Origin of the sequence: Pseudarthrobacter sp. H2, assembly GCF_050157045.1 — a bacterium.
Lineage (GTDB): Bacteria > Actinomycetota > Actinomycetes > Actinomycetales > Micrococcaceae > Arthrobacter.
The window spans coordinates 977,919-1,001,844 of the sequence record NZ_CP189594.1; the positions used below are offsets into that span (position 1 = coordinate 977,919).

Below are 23,926 nucleotides of genomic sequence, written 5' to 3' on the forward strand. Positions count from 1 at the left end.
GTGCTGTCATGACGGGTTTTCCATGACGTCCGGTGCAGGGATGAGCCTTGCCGAGGCGGTCCGCGAAGCGACGGCGGTGCTGGCGGCCGCCGGCGTGCCCAGCCCAAGGGTCGACGCCGAACTCCTGGCCGGGCACCTACTCGGCGTGGGGCCCGGCCGGCTCCGCGCGCTGCTGCTGGGCGGCTCGCCTGCTCCGGAAGGCTACGACGACCTCGTTTCCGAGCGCGCGCAGCGGATCCCGCTGCAGCACCTCACCGGCGTCGCGCATTTCCGGTACCTGGAACTGGCGGTGGGTCCCGGCGTGTTCATTCCCCGCCCGGAAACCGAATCGGTCGTGCAGCTGGTGATTGACTGGCTCAAAGACAAGGAACAGCTGCGGGGCAGCGCGCATCCCAAGGTCGTGGACCTGGGCACCGGATCCGGCGCGATTGCCGGCTCAATCGCCCACGAGGTCCCCGGCGCCGAGGTCCATGCCGTGGAGTTCAGCGGGTTCGCGCACGCCTGGGCGGCGAAAAACCTGCTGCCCCTGGGCGTCCACCTCATCCGCGGAGACCTGCGCGACGCGCTGCCCGAACACAACGGCACCTTCCACGTCGTCGTCTCCAACCCCCCCTACATCCCCGCCGAAGCCATCCCGAACGAACCCGAAGTGGCGCTGCACGATCCGCCCGAGGCGCTGTACGGCGGGGGAGCGGACGGCATGGAGCTTCCGACGGCGGCCGCGGCCTCCGCCGCCCGGCTGCTGCTGCCCGGCGGCTACTTCGTGATGGAACACGCCGAGGTCCAGGCTGCCTCGATCGCGTCCATGCTGGAACGCACCGGGCTGTGGTCCGAGGTGACGACGCACCTGGACCTCAACGGCAAGGAACGGGCCACCAGCGCGGTGCGCCGGAACGGCGGCCAGAACCCCGAACCCCGGGCAGCCAAACCTCCAAACCCAGAAATACCGGATGAAAGAATAGGGCAGTGACGACTAGCTACGATTGCACGGCCGCCGAGCAGCGCGCCGCAGGACTTGAGCACGCCCAGCGGGCCATCCGGGAGCACAAGTGCGTGGTGCTCCCCACGGACACCGTGTACGGCATCGCCGCCGACGCCTTCTCGCCGCTGGCCGTGACCCTGCTGCTCGCCTCCAAGGGCCGCAGCCGGAAGATGCCGCCGCCGGTCCTCATTCCCAGGCTCAATGCCCTCGACGGACTCGCCACCGACGTTCCGGCCGAGGCGCGGCGGCTTGCCGAAACGTTCTGGCCCGGCGGCCTGACCCTCATCCTGCACGCCCAGCCCTCGCTCGACTGGGATCTCGGCGAGACCAGGGGCACCGTGGCCCTGCGGATCCCGGCCGACGATATCGCCCAGGACCTGCTCACCCTCACCGGACCGCTGGCCGTTTCCTCCGCGAACCGCACCGGACAGGACGCCGCACTGACGGCGGCCGAGGCCGAGGCCCAGCTGGCGGAGTCCGTGGAGGTCTACCTCGAAGACGGACACCGGCCGGTGGACGGCGCCGCTGCGCTGCCGTCCACGATCGTCGATGCCACGGCACTCCCGCTGCGGGTCGTCCGCCAGGGCGCCATCAGCCTGGAGCGGCTGCGAGAAGTGGTCCCCGGCCTGCTGGATCTGGACGGCAACGCAGGCGGCAACGCAGACAGTAACGCAGACGGCAGCGCAGACGGCAGCGCAGACGGCAGCGCCGGGGCCGAACCCGCGGCCGCCACGCCGGACGCGCCCGCGGCCGCGGAACCCGCCGAATGACCCTGGCGCGGCAGCACATCCCCGTCCTGGACGTGGACGCGACACCCCTCACCGTCCCCGGACTGACCGCGGTCCTCAACGGCTACATCGCCGCGGGCGGGACCCGCATCGTGGTAGGCCACAACCTGCACAGCGTCACACTGCTGCACTCGGATTCCGGATTCCGCTCGATTTACGAGCAAAGCGACGTGGTGCTCATCGATGGCGCGCCGGTGCTGTGGCTCTGGGCCAGGGGCGGCGACGCCGACAGGGCCACGGGGCCGGTCATGGACTACCGGCTGGGGTCGACCGACTGGATCCCTGCGCTGGCGGGCGTGGACGGGCTGGAGCGGATCGCCGTGATCGGGGCCGGCGCCGTGGCCAACGCGGGCGCCGTCGACCGGCTCCGTGACCTCGTCCCGCACGCCCGGGTCGACGGGATGCCCGGCGAGGGCTGGAACGAGGAACTCGAGGAGAAGGCGGCCGCCTGGCTGGCCGGGCTGCAACCGCAGCTGGTCCTGCTCGGTCTGGGCATGCCGCTGCAGGAACAGGTGCTCCGGCGCAGGCTGGCAACGCTGCCGCCTGCCGTGTACTGCACCGTGGGCGGGGCGATTGAACAGCTGGCGGGCGTGCAGAAACTGGCGCCGCGCTGGATCGGGCGCCTCGGGCTGGAATGGGCGTGGCGGCTCATGCTCCATCCGCGGCGGGTGGCGTACCGGGTGCTCGGTGAGCCCTGGGTGCTGCTCGGGCTGCTGGTCCGCCGGCGCCTTCGGCAGAAGGGCTAGAACAGGCCGCTGGGGCAGGAAACAGGCAGGAAGTGCCAGCGGTCATTTTCGTTAATTCGTCGGGGGCTGGGGGCCAAGACCTCATCGCGCCGGGAGGGCATGCCCCTTCGTTGCGCCCAGGACTGGGCACAACCGGAATATGTCCATCGGCCGACCCCGGCGCGGGGCATGTCCCTTAAGCCCGGCCACCCGCCCCTTGGACCGGAACCCCCGGCGAACCCACGAAACTGCCTACCAGCGAACGGCCGGCGGACCGCCAGGGGGAACGGCTAGAACTTCTGGTCCTCGAGGGGACCGAATCCCTTGCCGCGAAGCCCTTTCGAAAACGCGCTGAACCAGTCCGCCAGGCCACGGAAGTCGCCGCGGCGCAGGAAGTAGCCCAGGTAGCCGCCCACATCCGCTATGAGCGATTTGACCCGGAAGTGGCGGCGGATCATGTAGCCGCGGTTCCGGTAGTAGAAGTAGCGCTTGAAGGCGCTGTCCGGCACGATCACGTGCCACCTGGCGCCATAGACATGCTTGGTCTCGGAAAAGGCATGCGGATGGGTGATGGCGGCCGTGGTCACGGTGCCGAAGCGGATCCCGGCCTTCCGGAGCCGGAGGGTGAAGTCCACCTCGTCACCGCGGATGAAGAGGCGCATGTCGGGCAGGCCGACCTTGAAGAAGACATCGGAGCGGATCAGGGCACCGTTGAAGAAGTGCCCGTCGCCGGGCAGGAAACCCAGCTTTTCCACGGCGGCACGGTCGTGGGTGACCTTCCCGTCCAGCCGGAAGAAGAAGGACAGCTGGTCCGGGTGGCCCGGGGCCACCACCAGGGGGACGACGGCGTCGAGGTCCCGGGCCTGCGCCTCGCGCACCAGCGTGGCGAGGCATTCCGGGTCGGCGGGTTCGGCGTCGTCGTCCATCATCCAGATCCAGTCCGCCCCGGAGGCCACCGCCTTGAGGATCGCCAGGGAAAAACCGCCTGCGCCTCCCAGGTTCGCCTCGGACCGGACATAGTCCACGTTTCCGTGCTGGTCCGCTACGTCTTTGGCGGGCACCGTGCCGCTGTCGACGAGGCAGATGGACCGGACCGGCGCCGTCTGGTTGTTGATGGCGTCCAGCAGGACGGCCAGCTCCCGTGGACGGTCAAACGTCACGGCAGCAACTGCAACCGACAGGGGCATCGCGGGGTCCTTTCAGCACGGCCGTCACGGGTTTTCCCGCCGGCCGTAGGCCGTGTGACGCGAGGACAGGTGGCCGTTGGCATTAGTATCTTGACTAGAGTCCACTGTAATACAGCCCTGTCAGGCACTACGCACTGCCTGCCCTGCGCACGGCGACGGAGAAGTTTCATTTATCGAAAGTCAGTTCCACGGCAGTTGAGTTCACCCCACTCCCACAGCCTCCAACGAACCCCCCGGCCGCGGAATCTGCGGCCTGGTGCTGCATGCGCTGAGGTCTTCGGGGAGGTGGTGTCCCGGTGATTATGTACCTCCTCATGATGCTGACGGCGGCAGTCGTGAGCTATGCGGCGACCTGGGGTGCCCGGCTGGTCGGCACCAGGCTGGAACTCTTTTCCCCGATCCGCAGCCGTGATATGCACTCGCACCAGGTCTCCAGGCTCGGGGGCCTGGGAATCTTCGCCGGTATCCTGGTGGCGCTGATCGTGGCGAGCCAGTCCTTCTTCGTCAAGGACATCTTCCGGAACAACTCCGCACCCTGGGGCGTACTCGCGGGCGCGGCCCTGATTGTTGTGGTCGGCCTGGCGGATGACCTGCTGGACCTGCGCTGGTGGGTCAAGCTCATCGGCCAGAGCGCGGCCGCCGGCGTGGTGGCGGTCTGGGGAGTCCGCATGACGATTGTTCCTTTCTTCCCGGAACCCGTCGTCATTCACAATGAAGCGGTCAGCATTGTGCTGACGGCCGGACTCATAGTCACTACCATGAACGCCTTCAACTTCATCGACGGGCTGGACGGCCTGGCCGCGGGCGTGGCCATCATCGGGGGAGTGGCGTTCTTCCTCACCGCTTACTGGGTGCACCGGAATGCGCCGCTGACCGACTTTTCGGACCTCGCGACCCTCCTGACGGCGATTGTGGTGGGCGGCTGCCTGGGGTTCCTGCCGCACAACTGGTTTCCCTCGAAGATTTTCATGGGTGATTCCGGCGCCATGCTGATCGGCCTGCTCCTGGCGACGGCCGGCGTCGTGTCCACCGGGCAGATAACGTCCGGACTGTACGACCGGATCAACGGTATCCCCACCATCATTCCCATCCTGTTGCCCTTCGCGGTGCTCTTCCTGCCGCTGCTGGACCTGGGCCTGGCCATCGTGCGGCGCACCGCCCTGGGGCGTTCGCCCTGGTCTGCCGACCGCGGGCACCTGCACCACAAGCTCCTCGACATCGGCTACAGCCACCGCGGCGCCGTGGTGCTGATGTACCTGTGGACCTGCATCCTCTCCTTCGGAGGCCTGGCTTTCGCCATCTACCCGTGGCAGATCGTCCTGGCCATCGACCTGGGCGCCACCGCGGTCATGGCCGTGGCGACGGCGTGGCCCTACATCCGCCAGAGGACTCCCGGACAGGCGGCAGGGACCCCGGAGTGAGTCCATGGTCCGCCGGGGCGACACCCTTTTCCGAATAATTTCTATCTGCTGTAGAATTCAGGTGCGGCCAATCGCCGCGCCATTCTGACCAGCCCCACCCCGACGATTGGGATAGCCATGACCTCCAACGCCGATCCCGGACCCGCGTCCGGCGCCGGAGCCGTTGGTGTATCCGGCCCCACCCGGTCCTTGTGGCTGAAGTTGCTCGGCCTGAGTTCGGCGGCTGCCGGCGGCGCATTGCTGCTGGCGGGAGTTGCCGCCCTCGTGTTCAACGGGGGGACCGGCTTGCTGTCCTGCCTCTTCGGCGGGGCCCTGGTGATGGCGTTTTTTGCCATCAGCCTCGTGATCGGCCACGTTGTGGGCCGCAACAACCCCTCCGGAGCAATCGGGCTGTTTGTTGGGACCTATTTCGTCAAAGTGGTCGGATTTGCCGTGGTTCTTTTTATCCTCGGGGCGCCCGACTGGCTGGACGCCCAATGGTTCCTGATCGGCGCCGTCGTGACCGTGGTCTTTTGGCAGGCCGCAGAAATCTATGGCTTCAGCAAGGCCCGGCTCCAGATCTACAACGACCCCCAGACCCGCGAAGGCGGCACCGATGTTTAGCCGCAAAGCCGGACGCAGGACAAATTCCAAGGCCACCGAAACCAGGCCCGATGCCCCCAAATCCACCGGGCCTGCCCCCGGTGTATCCGCGGACGGCGGGGACGGCGGATACAACGCCGGGATCGCCGTCTTCAGCTACATTGTTGGCGGAATCATCGTCTGGAGTTTGATAGGGTGGGGTCTGGATAATCTGTGGGGAACCCGCTGGATTGTGCTCGCAGGCGCTCTGCTTGGAGCTGCGGGAGGGTTCTATCTTTCTCATATGCACGGCCTCACCAGTTCCAGAACATCAGCTGGCGGGGACAATGCTGCACGTGGCCCGTCCCAGGACGAGGAACAGTAATGCCAAATAATTTCACAGGGGGAAAGGCGTGCAGAAACGCCGCCGTTCTCCGACCAACGCCCAATGATGGACACTGCAGAGAGGAAACGCGTTGATCGCGCTTGCGCTCCCGGCCCAAGATTCGGGGGAGTTTACTCCTCCTGGAATTGAAGAATTACACCTTCCGGCAATCTTGCCCTGGGGTGCGGCGGACGGATTCTCCAAGCAGATGCTGCTGGTAATCCTGTCGGTCGTTATTATCGCTACATTCTTTCTGCTAGCTGCGCGGAAGCAGCAGCTCGTTCCCGGCAAGCTGCAGTTTGCAGGCGAGATGGCCTATGGCTTCGTCCGCAACGGCATCGCCAAGGACATCATCGGCGGCAAAGACTTCATGAAGTACGTCCCGCTGCTGTTCAGCCTCTTCTTCTTCATCCTGGTGAACAACATCTACGGCGCCATCCCCGTGATCCAGCTTCCGAGCTTCTCCCACGTCGGCGGCGCCTATGTGCTCGCAGCGATCGTGTACATCACCTGGATCGGGATCGGCATCAAGAAGAACGGCCTCAAGTACTTCAAGCTGGCCACCGTGCCGAGCGGGGTCCCGATCTACATCCTGCCGATCGTCATTCCGATCGAGATCATCTCCAACTTCCTGGTCCGCCCCGTCACGCACAGCCTCCGTCTGTTCGCCACGATGCTTGCCGGTCACCTCATCGTCATGATCGCCGGATCCGGAATCGAATTCCTCGTCATGCAGGAGAACGTGCTCCTGAAGGGCGCGTCCGTCCTCGTCCTGGCAGGCTCCATCGCCATGTACATGCTCGAAGCGCTGATCATGGCGCTGCAGGCCTACGTCTTCACCTTGCTGACTGCCATCTACATCGAAGGCGCCCTGCACGCGGACAGCCACTAGGCACCCACAAACTTCCCCCCGCGGGGATGAAGAACACCAAACAACCTGCCACCTGGATGGCATCTTGAAAGGAAAACAATGAACGGCTCCATTAACGGCTCCCTCAACCTCATCGGCTACGGCCTCTCCGCCATCGGCGGTGGTATCGGTGTTGGTCTCGTGTTCGCTGCCTACATCAACGGTGTGGCACGTCAGCCGGAAGCGCAGCGCGTCCTGCAGCCGATCGCATTCCTCGGCCTTGCGCTGACTGAAGCCCTCGCCATCCTCGGCCTGGTCTTCGCCTTCGTTCTCAAGTAAACCTTCAGAACTTAGCGAACATCCAGAACCAAGTAGATAAGGACGGGTGAATCATGCATCAAACGATCATTTCAGCCGCTGGCGCCGAGGCGGCCAACCCGCTCGTTCCCAACGTATGGGAAATGGGCGTCGTCCTCGTCGGCTTTGCAGTCCTCTTTTACATCGTGGTCAAGTTTGTTGTCCCGATGTTCGAGAAGACGTTTGCAGAGCGTGCCGAGGCCATTGAAGGCGGCATTGCCAAGGCGGAAAAGGCGCAGGCCGAAGCTTCCGCAGCACTCGAAGAGTACAAGCAGCAGCTGACCGACGCCCGTGCCGAGGCCAACCGCATCCGCGAGGAAGCCCGCGGCGAAGGCGCCCAGATCCTGGCGGATCTGAAGGAAAAGGCAGCTGCAGAGTCTGCCCGGATCACGGCCCAGGCACACGCCGCGATCCAGTCCGAGCGCCAGGCCGCCGTCGTGGCCCTGCGCGCGGAGGTCGGCACGCTGGCCACCACGCTGGCCGGCCGCATCGTGGGCGAGGCGCTCGACAATGACGAGCGTTCGGCCCGGGTGGTTGACCGCTTCCTGGCAGATCTGGAGAACCAGAACGCAGGTGCAGCAAAGTAATGGCAGGTGTATCGAGCGAATCGCTGACCGCGGCGCTGGTGGCGCTGGAAGCCAAGCTTCCTGACGCTTCGCTGCAGTTGGCTAACGACCTCTTCGGAATCCTGGCTACTGTGGACAGCTCGGCCGGCTTGAGCCGCGCCCTGGCTGACCCGTCCCGCAGCAACGACGAAAAGTCGGCATTGGTCAAGCAGCTCTTCGGCGGAAAAGTCTCCGCTGACGCTGTGGAAATCGCGAGCGGACTGGCCGGTTCACGCTGGGCATCGGCTCGGGATATCGGCGATGCACTCGAGACTCTTGCCGCTTCGGTGGTCATCGCCGTTGCCGAGAACAAGTCGGCAGTCTCTGCCTCAGGAATCACCGGGCTGGAAGCACTGGAGAACGATCTGTTCGCCTTCAACCAGACCGTCGAGTCCAGCCACGAGGTACAGCGTGCCCTGTCCGAGCCGCAGGCGAGCCCGGCTGCCAAGACTGCCCTCGCCGAAAAGCTCGTTCCCAATGCCAGCGGGGAAGCGAAGGTCCTGATTGGACAGGCAGTTTCGCAGCCACGCGGCCTCAAGGTCACCAAGCTCGTCCGTCGTTTCGCCGAACTCGCAGCCAAGCGCCAGCAGCGCTGGATTGCAACCGTCGGCGTCACCCGTCCCTTGACGGCAACCCAGGCGGGCCGCCTGCACACCGGGCTGAATGCCCTGTACGGGCGCGAGCTCAAGATCAACATGAACGTTGACCCGGCACTGATCGGTGGCATCCGGATCCAGGTCGGTGACGAAGTGGTTGACGCTTCGGTCCTCACCCGCCTGGCCCAGCTGCACCGACAGCTCGCCGGTTAGCCGGACAAGCACAACTTAACTGATAGCAACCCCGGTCATCGTGAGCAACGATGATCACGAAAACAGGAGAGCAGGGACTGCAGATGGCCGAATTGACCATCAACGCCGACGACGTCCGTAATGCGTTGAACGAGTTCGCGGCGTCCTACGAACCCGGAAACGCAGAGCGCGTAGAGGTCGGCCGTGTAACAACCGCAGGTGACGGCATCGCCCGTGTTGAGGGCCTTCCCTCGGTCATGGCGAACGAGCTGCTTCGCTTCGAAGACGGCACGCTGGGCCTGGCCCAGAACCTCGACGTCCGCGAGATCGGCGTCATCATCCTCGGTGACTTCACCGGAATCGAAGAAGGCCAGGAAGTTCACCGCACCGGACAGGTTCTGTCCGTGCCGGTGGGCGACGCCTTCCTCGGCCGCGTTGTCGACCCGCTGGGCGAGCCCATTGACGACCTCGGCGAGATCAAGGCCGAGACCACCCGTGCCCTGGAACTCCAGGCGCCCGGCGTGACCCAGCGCAAGTCGGTCCACGAACCGATGCAGACCGGCCTCAAGGCTATCGACGCCATGATCCCGATCGGCCGCGGCCAGCGTCAGCTGATCATCGGTGACCGCCAGACCGGCAAATCCGCGATCGCCATCGACACGATCATCAACCAGAAGGCCAACTGGGCTTCGGGAGATGTCAACAAGCAGGTGCGCTGCATCTATGTAGCCATCGGCCAGAAGGCATCCACGATCGCTGCCGTCCGCCAGACCCTCGAGGACAACGGCGCGCTGGAGTACACGACCATCGTGGCTTCCCCCGCGTCGGACCCCGCAGGCTTCAAGTACCTGGCTCCGTACGCCGGCTCGGCCATCGGCCAGCACTGGATGTACGGCGGCAAGCACGTCCTCATCGTCTTCGATGATCTCTCCAAGCAGGCCGAGGCCTACCGTGCAGTGTCGCTGCTGCTCCGCCGCCCGCCGGGACGCGAAGCCTACCCGGGCGACGTGTTCTACCTGCACTCCCGTCTGCTGGAGCGTTGTGCCAAGCTCTCCGACGAGCTCGGCGCAGGTTCGATGACCGGCCTGCCGCTCATCGAGACCAAGGCAAACGACGTTTCCGCCTACATCCCGACGAACGTGATCTCCATTACCGATGGCCAGATCTTCCTGCAGTCGGACCTCTTCAACGCCAACCAGCGTCCCGCTGTCGACGTCGGTGTGTCCGTCTCCCGAGTCGGTGGCGCCGCCCAGGTCAAGTCCATGAAGAAGGTCTCCGGCACCTTGAAGCTGGAACTGGCCCAGTACCGCGACATGCAGGCCTTCGCAATGTTCGCGTCGGACCTCGACGCCGCATCGCGCCAGCAGCTGACCCGCGGTGCGCGCCTGATGGAACTGCTCAAGCAGGGCCAGTACTCGCCGTTCCCGATCGAGGACCAGGTCGTCTCCATCTGGGCAGGCACCAACGGCCACCTCGACGACGTTCCGGTTGAGGACATCAACCGCTTCGAAACCGAGTTCCTGGAGCACCTCAAGCACAAGTCCTCCATCCTGACGACGCTGGCACAGACCAACGTCATGGACGATGACACCGCAGAAGCACTGAAGACCTCGATCGTGGCCTTCAAGAAGGGCTTCTTCGGCGAGGGAGACAGCTACCTGGTCGGTGCGGGGCACGAGGAGCACGCCCCCATCGACGGGCAGCAGGTCGACCAGGAAAAAATCGTCAAGCAGAAGCGCTAGTTCCGCTGGCAGGGACTGCCGGGACCCCACCAGGTTCCGGCAGTCCCGGCCATCGGGATCTTAGGAAAGGATAAGTATGGGAGCCCAGATCCGGGTCTACCGCCAGAAGATCAGCTCGACGACGTCGATGCGCAAGATCTTCAAGGCGATGGAACTGATCGCTACCTCGCGCATCGGCAAGGCCCGAGCACGCGTAGCAGCTTCACTGCCTTACGCAAACGCGATCACGCGCGCCGTTTCTGCTGTCGCAAGCCAGAGCGAAATCGACCACCCGCTGGTCACCGAGCCGGAGCAGATCCGCCGGGCCGCCGTCCTGGTAATCACCTCGGACCGTGGCCTCGCAGGTTCTTATTCGGCGAGCGTGCTCAAGCAGGCGGAAGGTATCAACGAGCTGCTGCTTGAGGAAGGCAAGGAAGTCAAGATGTACCTGGTCGGCCGCAAGGCCCAGGCGTACTTCGACTTCCGCAACCGCCCTTACGGGCGGGTCTGGACCGGCAACACGGACGCACCGGAGTTTGCCACCGCGCAGGAAATCAGCGAGGCATTGCTGACTGACTTCGCGACGGCCTATGAAGAGGGCGGCGTCGACGAGATCCATGTCGTCTACACCCGCTTCAGGTCGATGGTTGTCCAGGAGCCGACGGTTGTCCGTCTTCTCCCGCTTGAGGTTGTCGAACAGGCGGCCGCGTCCGAATCGGACCTCCTGCCGCTCTACGAATTCGAGCCGGAAACGGAGCAGGTTCTTGATGCTCTGCTGCCGCGCTACATCGAGTCACGGATCTTCGCCGCCATGTTGCAGGCAGCCGCTTCGGAGCTCGCTGCACGCCAGCGCGCAATGAAGTCTGCCGGCGACAACGCCACGGACCTCATCAAGAAATTCACGCGTCTGCGCAACACTGCCCGCCAGGCTGAGATTACGCAGGAGCTTTCCGAAATCGTTGCCGGCGCCGACGCCTTGAACGCGTCCTAGCCGGTACGGTTCCGGATCCAGCTGTACCTGCACCAAAGAATAAACTTAACCCCCACGCCATCTACTGAGTGAAGTGAGAGAGATGACTGCCACTGCTACCGAACACGTAGCCGCGACGACCGGTGCTACCGGCCGTATTGCACGTGTTATTGGCCCGGTTGTCGACGTCGAATTCCCGGCTGACGCAATCCCCTCGATTTACCACGCACTCACCACCGAGATTACTCTCAACGGTGAGACCAGGACCATTACGTTTGAGGTTGCCCTGCACCTCGGCGACAACGTCATTCGCGCCATCTCCCTGCAGGCTACCGACGGCCTGGTCCGCGGCAGCGCCGTGGTGGACACGGGAGCCCCCATCTCCGTGCCCGTCGGCGACGTCGTCAAGGGACACATCTTCAACGTCCTCGGCCAGCCGCTTGACGTGGCTGAGTCTGAACTCGAGATCACCGAGCGCTGGCCGATCCACCGCAAGGCACCCGCCTTCGCGACGCTCGAGGGTTCCACCGAGATGATGGAAACCGGCATCAAGGTCATCGACCTTCTCACCCCGTACATCAAGGGTGGAAAGATCGGCCTGTTCGGCGGCGCCGGCGTCGGCAAGACCGTGCTGATCCAGGAAATGATCACCCGTGTTGCCCGCAACTTCGGCGGCACCTCGGTGTTCGCCGGTGTCGGCGAGCGTACCCGTGAAGGCAACGACCTCTGGGTTGAGATGGAAGAGGCAGGCGTCCTGAAGGACACGGCCCTTGTATTCGGCCAGATGGATGAGCCGCCGGGAACGCGCCTGCGCGTGGCACTGTCCGCCCTGACCATGGCGGAGTACTTCCGCGATGTCCAGAACCAGGACGTGCTGCTCTTCATCGACAACATCTTCCGCTTCACCCAGGCAGGTTCCGAGGTCTCCACCCTCCTCGGCCGCATGCCGTCGGCCGTGGGCTACCAGCCCAACCTGGCGGACGAGATGGGTCTCCTCCAGGAGCGCATCACGTCCACCAAGGGCCACTCCATCACCTCGATGCAGGCCATCTACGTCCCCGCGGATGACTACACCGACCCGGCCCCGGCCACGACCTTCGCACACCTGGACGCGACCACGGAACTGTCCCGTGAAATCGCCTCCCGTGGTCTGTACCCGGCCGTTGACCCGCTGACGTCGACCTCCCGCATCCTGGATCCGCAGTACATCGGCAACGACCACTACAACACGGCCGTCCGGGTGAAGCAGATCCTGCAGAAGAACAAGGAACTCCAGGACATCATCGCCATCCTCGGCGTTGACGAACTCTCTGAAGAAGACAAGATCGTCGTGTCGCGTGCACGCCGCATCCAGCAGTTCCTCTCGCAGAACACCTACACCGCCAAGCAGTTCACCGGCGTCGAAGGCTCCACCGTCTCCATCAAGGACACGGTTGAAGGCTTCACCGCCATCTGCGACGGCGAACTCGACCACATCGCAGAGCAGGCGTTCTTCAACGTCGGCGGCCTGGATGACGTTGAGCGCCAGTGGGCCAAGATCCAGGAACAGACCAAGTAATATGGCTGAGCTTGAGGTTGAGATTGTCGCAGCGGACCACTTCGTGTGGTCCGGAGCGGCCAAGATGGTCAAGGCCCGCACCAGCGATGGTGAAATCGGAATCCTGCCCGGCCACTCGCCCCTGCTGGCGATTCTGGCCGAAGGTGAACTGGCAATCCAGCCGGTGTCCGGTGACCGCATTGCCGTAGTCGTCGACGGGGGATTCTTCTCCGTCGACAACAACCGCGTGGTCATTGTTGCTGACAACGCCCAAATGGGTGACGCGGCTACTGCGGGGATCCGCTAGCAGGACCTTGATGAACGTAACGAGTTTGCCGTTCATCGTCCTGGCAACTGTATTTGCGTTGCTGGTCATTGCACTGTGCCTTTCCGGGGTGCGCCGCTTCAATCTGCGGCGCGCCCTGGGCACGGTGGACGCCTCCATCTGCACGGCTGGAAACAGCTGGCAGATGGGGGTTTGTCGTTATCAGGACAAAGACCTGGAGTGGTTCCGCCTGGCCTCCGTGAGCGTGCGTCCCAAGCACACCTTCCGGCGCAGTTCCCTGGAACTCCTGGGGCGGCGCAAGCCCACCGAGGCCGAGCTGCCCAAGGTGCAGCCGGACTCCGTGATCGTGGAACTCCGGCACGAAGGGCAGGAAATCCTGCTCGCCATGAGGTTTGACGCGTACACCGGCCTGTCCTCGTGGCTTGAGGCCGGACCCGTCATCGGCGTCGGTACCTGGCGCTAGCCCCGGTGGACTTCGTCGAGGACATCCGGCTGGTCGACGGCCCGGTGCTGTGGATTGCCTGGGGTGCCGGCGTGGCCGGCATGGCCTATCTGCTCTGGCGGAGCGGGCGGCGCCATTCCCTCAGCGCGTCCGCCGTGGTGCTGTCCGCCGTGCTCCTGCTCTCGGCGGCCCTCGTGGCAGGGATCCACCTGCTGCTGATCTATGTGCTCTCGGTCTTCCCCGAGGAACTTCCCTGGGAGACCCTCGTCTGGTCTGTTCCGGCCGTCGCGGCCCTGCTGCTGTGGCTCCTGCGGCTGCACGGAATCTGGGGACGGAAACCCTTCCTTGCGAGCATCCCCCAACCTCCCCGGCCGGCCCTGCACCGCGTGCGCTCGACCGCAGCAGCCACGGGCGCCCTGCTGGGCGTCGTCGCGCTCTCAGCGGTGCAGATCAACGTCTATTTCGGGCTGAACCAGACGGTCAGCGACCTGGCCGGCACCGCCGTGGCGCGGATCCAGCCGCTCGAAGCCGGCCTGATGCGCCCCGCGGGAGCCACTGCCGCCGTCGGCCTCGCCCGATGGCGGGCTCCGGCGCAGCTGCCGGAAGGCGAACTGCGAAGGGCAGAGATCCCCGGCACGAGTTCCGGGTTCCACAGCCGCGAGGCGTACCTCTACCTTCCGCCTGCCTACCAGGTCTCGCCGCGCCCGGCGCTTCCCGTCCTGGTCCTGTTCTCCGGCCAGCCCGGAGGACCGGCCGACTGGCTCGCCGGAGGCGCCCTCCGGAGCCGCCTGGACCGCTTCGCCGCGGCGCACGCCGGCGTCGCCCCGGTGGTCGTCGTCGTCGACCCGAACGGTTCCGCCGGCGGCAACACCCTGTGCATGGACAGCCGGATAGCCCAGGCGGACACTTTCCTCGCCCGGGACGTGCCGGAATGGATCAACAAGACGCTCGACGTCGATCCGGACCCCCGGCAGTGGGCCGTCGGAGGCTTCTCCTACGGCGCCACCTGTGCCATGCAGCTGGTGACCCGGCATCCGGAGGTCTACAACGCCGCGCTGGCTTTCTCCAGCGAGAAGGAACCCGCCCTCGCCAAGGAACGCGACAAGACCATCCAGGCAGCCTTCGGAGGAGACACGGCGGCCTTCGAACGGCAGACCCCGCTGCAGGTCCTGAAGGAGCACAGCTTCGAGGGGAGCGCCATCTACTTCGGCGCCGGTGAGCGGGACCCCGAGTTCATCGGCTACATGGACCTGTTGTCAGCGGCGGCACGCAAGGCAGGTTTCGCCGTGGAGTCCCGCCGGATCCCCAACGCCGGGCACTCCTGGGAGACGGCGTCCAAGGGCCTGCCCGGCGGCCTGGACTTCCTCGCCCGGCGCTGGGGGATCGAACCATGACATCGGGCGGACAGCCAGGGAACGGCGGACAGCGGGGGAACGGCGGGGGGTCGCTGCTGGGCGTCTGGCGGCAGAGTGTGCGCCGGACGCTGGGGCACTTCCGTGCCGTGCCGTTCACGCTGGCCGTGCTGGGCGTCTTCCTGGCAACGGGCGCAGCCACCGGCAGTTTCCTGGCCGGACCGCCGGAATCGCTGCTGGATGTGGCCTCCGTCAGCGCTCCGGGCCTGAAGGCAGGCCACTGGTGGTCCCTGTTCACGTCGCTGTTCTTCGTGACCAATCCGCTGGCCTACCTCGCAGCCGCGCTGATGATGCTGCTGCTGCTGGGCCTCGCGGAGCGGCAGCTGGGCACGGTGCGCACGGCGTTTTTCTACTTCGCCGGCCAGTTTGCCGCCGTGACACTGTTCCTGCTGCTCACCCAGCTGTCCCGCTATGCCGGTGACGGCTGGCTCGGCCTGATGGCGGACGCCAGCCTGATCGGCCCCTACGCCGCGATCCTCGCCGTCACACTGGCGGCCAGCGGGTACCTGCCGACGCTCTGGCAGCGGCGGCTGCGGACCGCGGTGCTGTCCGCCGCGCTGCTGCTGGTGCTGTACGTCGGGCACGCGGAGACCGTCGTCGGCCTCACCGGGGCCCTGGCCGGGCAGGCGGCGGGCTGGTGGATCCAGGGTGGGACGGGAACACTCCACCGCCACCGCTCGACCGGCCGTGAAACCCGGAACCTGCTGGCCCTGACGGTTGCCATCTTCGCCGTGGGCCCGATCCTGACAGCCGCGGTCAGCGCCCCGACCGGACCGCTCGCCCTGCTGCGCGACGTCGTCCTGAACCCGTTGCCGACGCTGAGCCAGCTCGAGCAGAACTGCGGCGGCACCGTCGATGTCAGCTGCCTGGAGGTCGGGCGGCCGGGTTTCGCCGGCCCGCTGGGCCTCGCGCTCTCGGTGGTCCCGGTCGTCTTGCTGCTCATCTGCGCGGACGGCATGCGGCATGGCCGCCGGCTTGCCCTGCGGATCGCCATCATCGTCCAGCTCGCCGTGACGGCCCTGGCTGCCGTGTACCTCGCGCTCTTCGCCCGCATCCCGCATTACCCCAACAGGGCGCACACGGCCGTCATGGGTTCCGGGTTCGTCCACATCCTGCCCCTCGTGGCCGTCCCGCTGCTCCTGGTGGTGCTGCTCCTGGCCAACCGGCGGCAGTTCCGCGTCGAGACGGCTCCGCGGGCACGGCAGATCCTGGGCGCAGTTGTCGGCGGCACCTGGCTGGTGCTCGCCGGAGGCTACGCCGCGGCCTGGTTTGCCTCCGGCGGAATGGACCGCGACGGCGGCCTGCTGGGCCTCGCGGCCGAGCTGGCCCGCCAGTACCTGCCGGTGCCGATCCCCGGCGGCTACGCCCGCATCTTCCAGAACCGCAACGCCGTCGAGGCCTTCCTTTTCGCCTACTCCGGCATTGTCTTCTGGGCTGTCGCCCTGGCCGCGGTGTGGCTCGTCCTGCTGCGCCGGCTGCACCGGACGGACGCCGGATCGGGCGACCGGGACATTGCCCGTGGGCTGATCCGGCAGGGCGGGGACTCTCTGTCCTGGATGGCTCTCTGGGAGCCCAACAAGTACTGGTTCACGCCGGACCGGCGCGGGGGAGTGGCCTACCAGCAGCATGGCAATGTCGCATTGACCCTGGCCGGCCCGTTCGGCCCGTCGGCCCTCCATGAGGAAACAGCGGCGGAATTCATCACGGACTGTGCCCGGCATGCGCTCATCCCTTGCTTTTATTCCTGCACGGACGAGCTGTGGCCGATGCTGAATGCCCGCGGCTTCCAGCGGGTGGCTGTGGCCCAGGAAACCAGGCTCGCGGTCCGCGGGATCGAGTTCAAGGGCAAGGAATGGCAAAACGTCCGCACTGCCCTGAACCGCGCGGCCAAGACCGGCGTGCGGGCGGTCTGGGGGCGCTACAGCGGCTTTTCGCCGTCCCTGCGCACCCAGCTCAGCGAGGTTTCAGAAGAATGGGCGGCCCAGAAGCCGGTCCCCGAAATGGGCTTCACGCTCGGCGGAATCGACGAACTCGACGACGACGACGTGCTCTGCTGCCTGGCGGTGGACGCCGAGGGGCTCGTGCAGGGCGTCACCAGCTGGCTGCCCGTCCATGAAGGCGGCCGGGTGGTGTGCTGGACCCTGGACTTCATGCGCAGGCGGGGCGATGCCTTCCCCGGGGTGATGGAATTCCTGATCGCCTCGGCGGTGCAGGAGCTGAAGAGTTCGGTGGAGGTCATTTCCCTCTCCGGCTCGCCGCTGGCGAAAGCGTCGCCGCCCGCTGCCGCTGCACCAGCCGTTGCCGTTGCCGTTGCCACGCCCGCAGCAGCTGCGGCTGGGCCCGAAGGCGCTGCCCCGGCAGCTGAGGCACCGGAAGGCCGCCCGGATCCTCCGGGCGGGGACAATACCGGGCCGGAGGGTTGGGACGCCCGGGACAATACCGGGCCGGAGGGGCTGGCCGGAATCCTCGACGTCGTGGGCCACGCGCTGGAACCTGTGTACGGCTTCCGTTCCCTTGCCACGTTTAAGTCCCGGTTCAAGCCCGAGTACCGCACGCTGTACCTGTACTACCAGGACCCGCTGCAGCTTCCCGCCATGGGCCGGGCCCTGAGCCGGGCGTACCTCCCCGGGCTTTCGGTCCGGCAGAGCGCACGCCTGCTCAGGACACTCGTGCGCTAATTGCTTTATCCCCGGCCGTTGGCTGGCGGCGGAAAACGCGTCCGGCCGAAAAGCGTTTCCGGACAACAATGCAGCCGGGCAATGCAGCCGGCAATCAATGGAGGCGGCCAACAATGGAGGCGGCCGGCCGGCAAGGCGGATTATTCCACATAGCAGGAAACATAAATGATCCCCGGCACCAGTGCCGGGGATCATTTATTCGCGGAGACTGCCCTGAGGCAACCCCGCCCGCGGGAGACTAGACCAGCGTTACGCCGGTTGCCTGCGGGCCCTTGGAGCCCTGGCCGATCTCGAACTGAACGCGCGCGTTCTCGTCGAGGGTCTTGAAGCCACCGGTCTGGATCTCGGAGTAGTGAACGAAGACATCGCCGTCGGAGTCATCCGGGGTGATGAAGCCGAAGCCCTTTTCAGCGTTGAACCACTTGACGGTTCCCTGTGCCATGTATTTCTCCTCATTGTGGATCTTGTTTAAGGCTGGCACCCTTCGTGCCGGCCTTGGTCACTCTGCGAGAAGAACCCTGGCCTTCGGACCGGATCAACCGGATTCCAGCGGCAGGAGCTTCACGTTCGCAACATGTCTTGCGAGCATGAAAAAACACCTACACAAAGACTCGTATAAGAATTTCATGACAATTGCGTCCGGTCAACGGCCACGGCGAACAATTCCATAAATTTTGTGCACGGCACGGATGAACGTGTGCGGCGCCCGGGAAAGCAGCGGAAATGCCCTTAGAAAAGCCTGGAGCCGACGTCGTCGACGCCGCGCATGGCGTCATAGTCGAGCGTGATGCAGTCGATGCCGCGGTCGTTCGCCAGGACCTTGGCCTGCGGCTTGATCTGCTGGGCGGCGAAGATCCCGCGCACCGGCGCGAGCAGCGGGTCACGGTTCAGCAGTTCCAGGTACCGGGTGAGCTGTTCGACGCCGTCGATGTCGCCGCGGCGCTTGAGTTCGATGGCGACGGTGGCGCCGTTGGCATCCCTGGCCAGGATGTCCACCGGGCCGATCGCGGTGAAGTATTCGCGACGGACCAGCGAGAACCCGCTGCCGAGGAGCTCGATCTGTTCGGCCAGCAGCCGCTGCAGATCCGCCTCCACACCGTCCTTGATCAGGCCGGGGTCCACACCGAGTTCGTGGGAGGTGTCGTGCAGCTGCTCGTGGATGCTGATGATGAGCCGGTCATCGGTCTTGGCGGACTGGACGGTCCACTGTTCGACCACGCCGAGCTCGACGTCGGCCTCGTCGGGGGTGGAGACGCGCAGCGAAGCCGGCGGGCTCATCCAGTTCAGGGGCTTGTAGGATCCGCCGTCCGAATGGACCAGGACGGAGCCGTCGGCCTTGACCAGCAGGAGCCGGGTGGCCAGCGGGAGATGGGCCTTGAGCCGGCCGACATAATCAACGGAGCAACGGGCTATGACTAAACGCACCCGGTCTACACTACCGTCTGGCGTGACCGCGGGCATCCGGACTGGTGCAGAATGGAAGCATGCCCCGTTCCAACCGACCCCGCCGCGCAGCCTCCGGGAAGGCGGTCGCCGGGAAGGCGGGCTCCGGCACGGGGAAGCACGGCGGTCCCGTGCCGGAGCTGGACCTTGAACGGGCCCGCACCGGCGTGGCCCGCAGTGAGAGCGCGCCGGACGGCGAATGGATGGTCCGCTCCATCACCGCGAGCAGGGCGGAAAAAACCTACATCTGCCCCGGCTGTTCGACGGCGGTGCTTCCCGGGGTGGCGCACCTCGTCGTCTGGTCCGAGGACCATCTCTTCGGTGCGGCCGCCGGCCTTGCGGAGCGCCGGCACTGGCATTCCAACTGCTGGACCTCGCGCAGCTACCGGTATCGCTAAGCTGGACAGCATGACTTTTGACCCCGCGTCGTACGTTTTCAGCCAGCCGTCTGCGCCCACGGCGATCCGTGCCTCCACGGTTCTTCCGGCCCGCCGGGAGAACCTGGAGTTGCGCACCGAGGACGGCCATGTGCTCGTGGGCGAGCTCGCTGTCCCGGAGTCCGGCGACATCAAGGCGACCATCATCACGCTCCACCCGCTGCCCACCCACGGCGGCTTCATGGATTCCCACGTCTTCCGCAAGGCCTCCTACCGCCTGCCGGCCCTGGCCGGAGTGGCCGTGCTCCGGTTCAACACCCGGGGGACGGCCTCGCCCCGGGGCACCAGCGGCGGGGCCTTCGAAGGGGGCGTGGGCGAACGCCTCGACGTCGAGGCCGCCGTCCGGTTTGCCGTGGAGCGGGGCCTGCCGAACCGCTGGCTCGTGGGCTGGTCCTTCGGCACCGAACTGGCGCTGATGTACGGGGCGTCCGGGCCGGTGGCGCCGGAGGTCCGGGGGGCCATCCTGCTCTCGCCCCCGCTGCACCGCGCCACCGACGTGCACCTCAAGGAATGGGCGGCGTCGGGCAAGCCCCTGAAGGTGCTGGTCCCCGAGCACGACGACTACCTCCAGCCCGCGGCGGCAGCGGAGCGGTTCGCCGCGGTGCCCCAGGCCCTCGTGGTGGGGGTCGACGGCGCGAAGCACCTCTGGGTGGGGGAGAAGTACGCCTCCCGCGTGCTCAACGAGATCGTGGCCGAGGTCATCCCGGGGGGAACCGGCGGGGCCGCCCTGCCGCAGGAATGGGACGGGCCGGTCGCCACCGCGAACGGCTGAGCCCCGGCACCCGGACAGAATTTTCCGATCGGGGGCCGGCTAGTGGTCTTCGTCGCTGGTTCAGGGCCACGCGGGCAGGGGAGGTAAAAACCGCAGGCGCTGTAGCGCAAGGCCATCCCCGGCGGCGATTTCAAGGATCTAGACGATCTAGACGGGCTGGCTTGTGAATTCGTCGAATATCCGACGCTAAGAGTTTTGTGGCGTTCGGTAACGATCGTTCGCAAGACACTCCCAGGCATCGTTGGGGAGCCGCGAAAGTGTGGATCGCAGAGCTATCTGGCAGTTAAATCGCAGCGTTGGCTGGCGCTGCCGCCGTCCCGTTTGAGGAACGGGCCCTTGCCTTGATATGCAATCTGCCACTTGCCTATAGTGTATTCATGGTTGATGTGTTCCGCGCTCTCGACGATGAGACGAGGCGCCTCGTCCTTGACGAACTGTCAGTGCGCGACGGTCAGACCCTGTTCGAGATCTGTTCCGTGCTCACGATGCGGCATGGCCTCAGCCTTACGCGTCAGGCGATCTCGCAGCACCTCGGCGTGCTCGAGTCGGCTGGCCTCGTCGTGACGGAGCGGCGCGGACGGTCCAAGTTCCACTACTTCAACCCCGAGCCACTCGCCGAGGTCACCGTACGATGGCCCACCAGAAAGAGGACCGAACAATGAAAATTGCCCTGACGAGCCTGTTCGTCGACGACCAGCGAGCGGCCCTCGCCTTCTACACAGACGTGCTCGGTTTCACGAAGCGCCATGACATCCCCCTCGTCGATGACTTCTGGCTCACCGTTGTATCACCCGAATCGCCTGACGGTCCGGAACTGTTGCTGGAACCGTCGGGCCACCCTGCAGTAAAGCCGTATCGGGATGCTCTTGTCGAAGACGGCATCCCACTCGCTCAATTCGCTGTCGGGGACATTGAGGCCGAGCACGCCAGGCTGACCAGCAAGGGCGTGGTGTTCACGCAGCCGCCGACTGACATCGGCACCGCTGTCGTGGCCGTCTTTGATGACACGTGCGGCAACCTCATTCAGCTCATCGAAATGAAGCGGGACGAGGACCACGCCGACGCCCGTTGAGGGATGGAGGGGCGGACTGCCTCAGCACACTGCTTTGCTGGTCTCGCAGACGACCGTATAAAAGAACCCTCGCGGTCAACGCGCGGTGCGGCAATGGTGTTCGGAAGCCTTGGCGCGGGCGGACTTCCCACTCACCAGCGCGACGTTGGACACCAGCGCCGGGCGAGTGGAACTCACCTCCGCCGGAACCGGACGGCCCAGGGTCATCATGGTGCCCGGGACCGGCTTTAACGCTGCGGTGGCTTTGCCGTGGCTGCAAGCGCTGTCGGTCCACTGGGCGACGACAGTGGTGGATCTGCCGGGTCAGCCCGGACTCAGCGATCCGCGTCGGCCCCGCCGGGCCCTGCTGGCCTGGTACGGCCGGGCGCTGGATGGGATTCTGGCGGCCATGGATGCCGACGGGGTTGTGTTGGTGGGCAATTCACTGGGTGCCGCCGTGGCCCTGGCCGCCAACTCGCCCCGAATCGCGGCGCGGGCGATGGTCTCACCCGCCGGCTTCATCCGTCTCAGCGTGGACCCGAAACTGGCGCTGGCTTCGGCCGTTTGGCTGTTGCGTCCCACAGCCGAAAACACCCGCCGCATGCTCCGGTTGTTCGTCGCCCCCGGAGCGGACCCGCCCGAGACCGAGGTGGAGTGGATGGCCCTCATGGCCACCTGTTGCCGCACGACGCTGGCCCCTCCGCTCCTTTCCACCGAACTACTGGCACGTCGCGCCCAGCGGCCGTGTGTCGTCGGGGTCGGAGAACATGACCGGTTCCTGCCACCCCATCGACTGGCACCGGCAGTGCGCCGAACCATGAACCTCGACGTTCGGGTCTTCTCCGGCGTCGGCCACCTGACCATCCCGGCTCACCTCGACGAGGTGGTGTCCCTGGTGGCCGGGGTTATCGATCCGCCCGCGAACTGAGCCCATGCCGTCAGATGCACGGATCCAGCATCAGATTCGGCGGCGCCGGATTTCGAACAACCCTCATCCAGGGGTCTTGGCAATATCTCCGGTGATGGGAGTGGCAGCGCTGGCTGGCCTGCTGCTGGGCCACTTCACTAATTCCCCCTCATGACACAGTGCAGGGCATCGGCGCCCCGTAGACCGGAGTGAGGTGAGCCGGGAAGTCTGGTCGGCAGTATTTTTTTCGACTCAACTTTTAGGACTCTTTCATGGGCCAGAAACTTCCCTCCCTCCCGCCGCGGTTCAACATCTTCGGACGGGGCAGCTACGCGGAATCACTGCGCATCGGCGAAATCCTGCGCAAAGAAACCGTCGGCGGCGTGCTCCTGGTGGCGGCCGCCGTCATCGCGTTGATCTGGGCCAACTCGCCTGCGTCGGAGAGTTACTTCGCCCTGCGGGACCTCAAGATCGGCTACGAGCCATGGCATCTGGAGCTCAGTCTCGGCGCCTGGGCAGCGGACGGGCTGCTGGCCATTTTCTTCTTCCTCGTGGGCCTGGAGCTCAAAAGGGAATTCGTTGCCGGGGACCGGCGGCAGCTCAATAAATCGATCGTTCCCGTCACCGCCGCCGTGGGCGGCGTGTTGTTCCCGCACTCATCACCGCGGCGATCAACATCACCAGCCCCGAGACGCTTCGCGGTTGGGCCATCCCCACCGCCACCGACATTGCCTTCGCCGTCGCGGTCCTGGCCATCATCGGCTCGCACCTGCCCAGCGCCCTGCGCATCTTCCTCCTGACTCTCGCTGTGGTGGATGACCTCATCGCCATCAGCATCATCGCTTTCTTCTACTCCAGCGACCTCCAGGCCGGGCCCCTGCTGTGGGCACTGATCCCGTTGGCCCTCTACACGTTCCTGGCACAGAAATACCGGCGGTTCTTCAAAATGAACGCCTCGGCGGCGTGGCTGATCCTGCTGCCCTTGGGGCCCGTCGTGTGGGCGCTGGTGCATGCCTCGGGCATCCACGCCACCGTCGCCGGCGTGCTGCTGGGATTCGCCGTCCCGGTTCTGCGCTCCCAGGCCAGCGGCGGCCCGGAGGCAGGGCCCGGCCTTGCCGAGGTCTTCGAGCACCGGTTCCGCCCGATCTCCGCCGGCGTGGCCGTGCCGGTCTTCGCGTTCTTCTCCGCCGGCGTGGCCGTCGGCGGCTGGGAAGGCCTGGTCTCGGCGCTGACGGACCCGGTGGCCGTCGGCATCATCCTGGCGCTGGTCCTGGGAAAGCCGGCCGGCATACTCGGAACCACCTGGCTCCTCACCAAGGTCACGAAGGCCCGGCTGGACAGCACCTTCAAATGGATCGACGTGTTCGGGGTGTCCCTCCTGGCAGGCATCGGCTTCACTGTCTCGCTGCTGGTTGCAGAACTGAGCTTCGGCAACGGAAAGCCTGCACGATGACCACGCGAAGGTGGGGATCCTCGCAGCATCCGTCCTGGCGGCGCTGTTGGCCGTCGCCGTGTTGCGGACCAGGAACCGGCAGTACCGGCAGGCCCAAGAAGCAGAGACGATCGACTCCGACCACAACGGCATCCCCGACGTCTACGACCCCCGCAATTCCTCCTGACC

Annotated in this window: 24 protein-coding genes and 1 pseudogene; 22 read left to right on the plus strand and 3 right to left on the minus strand. The window is 65.8% G+C overall.

Annotated elements, in window-relative coordinates; genetic code table 11:
• Positions 1–22: 22 nt before the first annotated feature.
• The 3 genes from prmC to ACQCSZ_RS04565 are packed head-to-tail and all read left to right on the plus strand — an operon-like array spanning position 23 to position 2,516.
• Positions 23–970, plus strand: a complete 948-nt coding sequence (prmC, locus tag ACQCSZ_RS04555; RefSeq protein WP_427006894.1) for a peptide chain release factor N(5)-glutamine methyltransferase — start codon at positions 23–25, stop codon at positions 968–970.
• The gene (locus ACQCSZ_RS04560) at positions 967–1,752 is read left to right on the plus strand and encodes an L-threonylcarbamoyladenylate synthase (protein ID WP_427006895.1); all 786 of its coding nucleotides are present in this window, start codon (positions 967–969) and stop codon (positions 1,750–1,752) included. The genes prmC and ACQCSZ_RS04560 overlap by 4 nt, the downstream gene beginning before the upstream one ends.
• Positions 1,749–2,516, plus strand: coding sequence for a WecB/TagA/CpsF family glycosyltransferase (locus ACQCSZ_RS04565; protein WP_427006896.1), 768 nt, complete (start codon positions 1,749–1,751; stop codon positions 2,514–2,516). Before ACQCSZ_RS04560 ends, ACQCSZ_RS04565 begins: the two co-directional genes overlap by 4 nt.
• Positions 2,517–2,785: 269 nt before the next feature.
• Here the strand turns inward: ACQCSZ_RS04565 and ACQCSZ_RS04570 are convergent, their stop codons facing one another.
• On the minus strand, positions 2,786–3,682 hold the full coding sequence (locus ACQCSZ_RS04570) for a glycosyltransferase (protein WP_427006897.1): 897 nt from the start codon (positions 3,680–3,682) through the stop codon (positions 2,786–2,788).
• Positions 3,683–3,978: 296 nt separating this feature from the next.
• Here ACQCSZ_RS04570 and ACQCSZ_RS04575 point away from each other — a divergent pair, with 296 nt between their 5' ends.
• From ACQCSZ_RS04575 to ACQCSZ_RS04635, 13 genes are all read left to right on the plus strand, one after another.
• The gene (locus ACQCSZ_RS04575) at positions 3,979–5,103 is read left to right on the plus strand and encodes an MraY family glycosyltransferase (RefSeq protein ID WP_427006898.1); all 1,125 of its coding nucleotides are present in this window, start codon (positions 3,979–3,981) and stop codon (positions 5,101–5,103) included.
• Between the two features lie 117 nt (positions 5,104–5,220).
• On the plus strand, positions 5,221–5,706 hold the full coding sequence (locus tag ACQCSZ_RS04580; protein ID WP_427006899.1) for a hypothetical protein: 486 nt from the start codon (positions 5,221–5,223) through the stop codon (positions 5,704–5,706).
• Between the two features lie 434 nt (positions 5,707–6,140).
• On the plus strand, positions 6,141–6,941 hold the full coding sequence (gene atpB / locus ACQCSZ_RS04585) for a F0F1 ATP synthase subunit A (RefSeq protein WP_427006900.1): 801 nt from the start codon (positions 6,141–6,143) through the stop codon (positions 6,939–6,941).
• A gap of 78 nt (positions 6,942–7,019) precedes the next feature.
• Complete coding sequence (gene atpE, locus ACQCSZ_RS04590; RefSeq protein WP_211882710.1) at positions 7,020–7,238, plus strand: ATP synthase F0 subunit C; 219 nt, start codon at positions 7,020–7,022, stop codon at positions 7,236–7,238.
• 53 nt (positions 7,239–7,291) lie between these two features.
• Positions 7,292–7,843 (plus strand): F0F1 ATP synthase subunit B, encoded by a 552-nt coding sequence (locus ACQCSZ_RS04595; RefSeq protein ID WP_427006901.1) that lies wholly within the window; start codon positions 7,292–7,294, stop codon positions 7,841–7,843.
• Positions 7,843–8,670 carry a F0F1 ATP synthase subunit delta gene (locus ACQCSZ_RS04600; protein WP_427006902.1) on the plus strand — a complete coding sequence of 276 codons (828 nt, stop codon included), beginning with the start codon at positions 7,843–7,845 and terminating at the stop codon, positions 8,668–8,670. Before ACQCSZ_RS04595 ends, ACQCSZ_RS04600 begins: the two co-directional genes overlap by 1 nt.
• 83 nt (positions 8,671–8,753) lie before the next feature.
• Positions 8,754–10,391, plus strand: coding sequence for a F0F1 ATP synthase subunit alpha (gene atpA / locus ACQCSZ_RS04605; RefSeq protein WP_427008253.1), 1,638 nt, complete (start codon positions 8,754–8,756; stop codon positions 10,389–10,391).
• Positions 10,392–10,467: 76 nt separating this feature from the next.
• Entirely contained in the window at positions 10,468–11,361 is an 894-nt protein-coding gene (locus ACQCSZ_RS04610; RefSeq protein ID WP_427006903.1) for a F0F1 ATP synthase subunit gamma, read from the plus strand.
• A gap of 82 nt (positions 11,362–11,443) precedes the next feature.
• Positions 11,444–12,898, plus strand: coding sequence for a F0F1 ATP synthase subunit beta (gene atpD / locus ACQCSZ_RS04615; protein ID WP_427006904.1), 1,455 nt, complete (start codon positions 11,444–11,446; stop codon positions 12,896–12,898).
• A gap of 1 nt (position 12,899) precedes the next feature.
• Entirely contained in the window at positions 12,900–13,184 is a 285-nt protein-coding gene (locus ACQCSZ_RS04620; RefSeq protein ID WP_069952229.1) for a F0F1 ATP synthase subunit epsilon, read from the plus strand.
• Positions 13,185–13,194: 10 nt separating this feature from the next.
• Positions 13,195–13,626, plus strand: a complete 432-nt coding sequence (locus ACQCSZ_RS04625) for a DUF2550 domain-containing protein (RefSeq protein WP_427006905.1) — start codon at positions 13,195–13,197, stop codon at positions 13,624–13,626.
• 5 nt (positions 13,627–13,631) lie between these two features.
• Positions 13,632–14,999 carry an alpha/beta hydrolase gene (locus ACQCSZ_RS04630; RefSeq protein ID WP_427006906.1) on the plus strand — a complete coding sequence of 456 codons (1,368 nt, stop codon included), beginning with the start codon at positions 13,632–13,634 and terminating at the stop codon, positions 14,997–14,999.
• Positions 14,996–17,695: a bifunctional lysylphosphatidylglycerol flippase/synthetase MprF gene (locus tag ACQCSZ_RS04635; RefSeq protein WP_427006907.1), complete on the plus strand. Its 2,700-nt coding sequence runs from the start codon at positions 14,996–14,998 to the stop codon at positions 17,693–17,695. Before ACQCSZ_RS04630 ends, ACQCSZ_RS04635 begins: the two co-directional genes overlap by 4 nt.
• Before the next feature lie 238 nt (positions 17,696–17,933).
• On the opposite strand, the gene ACQCSZ_RS04640 is transcribed toward ACQCSZ_RS04635, so the two are convergent.
• Together ACQCSZ_RS04640 and nucS are read right to left on the minus strand one after the other, a co-directional pair.
• Complete coding sequence (locus ACQCSZ_RS04640; protein ID WP_427006908.1) at positions 17,934–18,137, minus strand: cold-shock protein; 204 nt, start codon at positions 18,135–18,137, stop codon at positions 17,934–17,936.
• Positions 18,138–18,424: 287 nt separating this feature from the next.
• Complete coding sequence (nucS, locus tag ACQCSZ_RS04645) at positions 18,425–19,120, minus strand: endonuclease NucS (RefSeq protein ID WP_427006909.1); 696 nt, start codon at positions 19,118–19,120, stop codon at positions 18,425–18,427.
• A gap of 59 nt (positions 19,121–19,179) precedes the next feature.
• On the opposite strand from nucS, the gene ACQCSZ_RS04650 reads away from it, so the two are divergent.
• The 6 genes and pseudogenes from ACQCSZ_RS04650 (at position 19,180) to nhaA (ending at position 23,924) form a co-directional block, all read left to right on the plus strand.
• The gene (locus ACQCSZ_RS04650; RefSeq protein WP_427006910.1) at positions 19,180–19,536 is read left to right on the plus strand and encodes an ATP/GTP-binding protein; all 357 of its coding nucleotides are present in this window, start codon (positions 19,180–19,182) and stop codon (positions 19,534–19,536) included.
• 10 nt (positions 19,537–19,546) lie between these two features.
• Complete coding sequence (locus ACQCSZ_RS04655; protein ID WP_427006911.1) at positions 19,547–20,347, plus strand: alpha/beta hydrolase; 801 nt, start codon at positions 19,547–19,549, stop codon at positions 20,345–20,347.
• Positions 20,348–20,724: 377 nt separating this feature from the next.
• Positions 20,725–21,009 (plus strand): ArsR/SmtB family transcription factor, encoded by a 285-nt coding sequence (locus ACQCSZ_RS04660; protein WP_427006912.1) that lies wholly within the window; start codon positions 20,725–20,727, stop codon positions 21,007–21,009.
• Positions 21,006–21,419 carry a VOC family protein gene (locus tag ACQCSZ_RS04665; RefSeq protein WP_427006913.1) on the plus strand — a complete coding sequence of 138 codons (414 nt, stop codon included), beginning with the start codon at positions 21,006–21,008 and terminating at the stop codon, positions 21,417–21,419. Before ACQCSZ_RS04660 ends, ACQCSZ_RS04665 begins: the two co-directional genes overlap by 4 nt.
• Positions 21,420–21,585: 166 nt before the next feature.
• Positions 21,586–22,326: an alpha/beta fold hydrolase gene (locus ACQCSZ_RS04670; protein ID WP_427006914.1), complete on the plus strand. Its 741-nt coding sequence runs from the start codon at positions 21,586–21,588 to the stop codon at positions 22,324–22,326.
• Positions 22,327–22,577: 251 nt separating this feature from the next.
• Positions 22,578–23,924 (plus strand): annotated as a pseudogene (gene nhaA / locus ACQCSZ_RS04675) (Na+/H+ antiporter NhaA).
• Positions 23,925–23,926 lie beyond the last annotated feature (2 nt).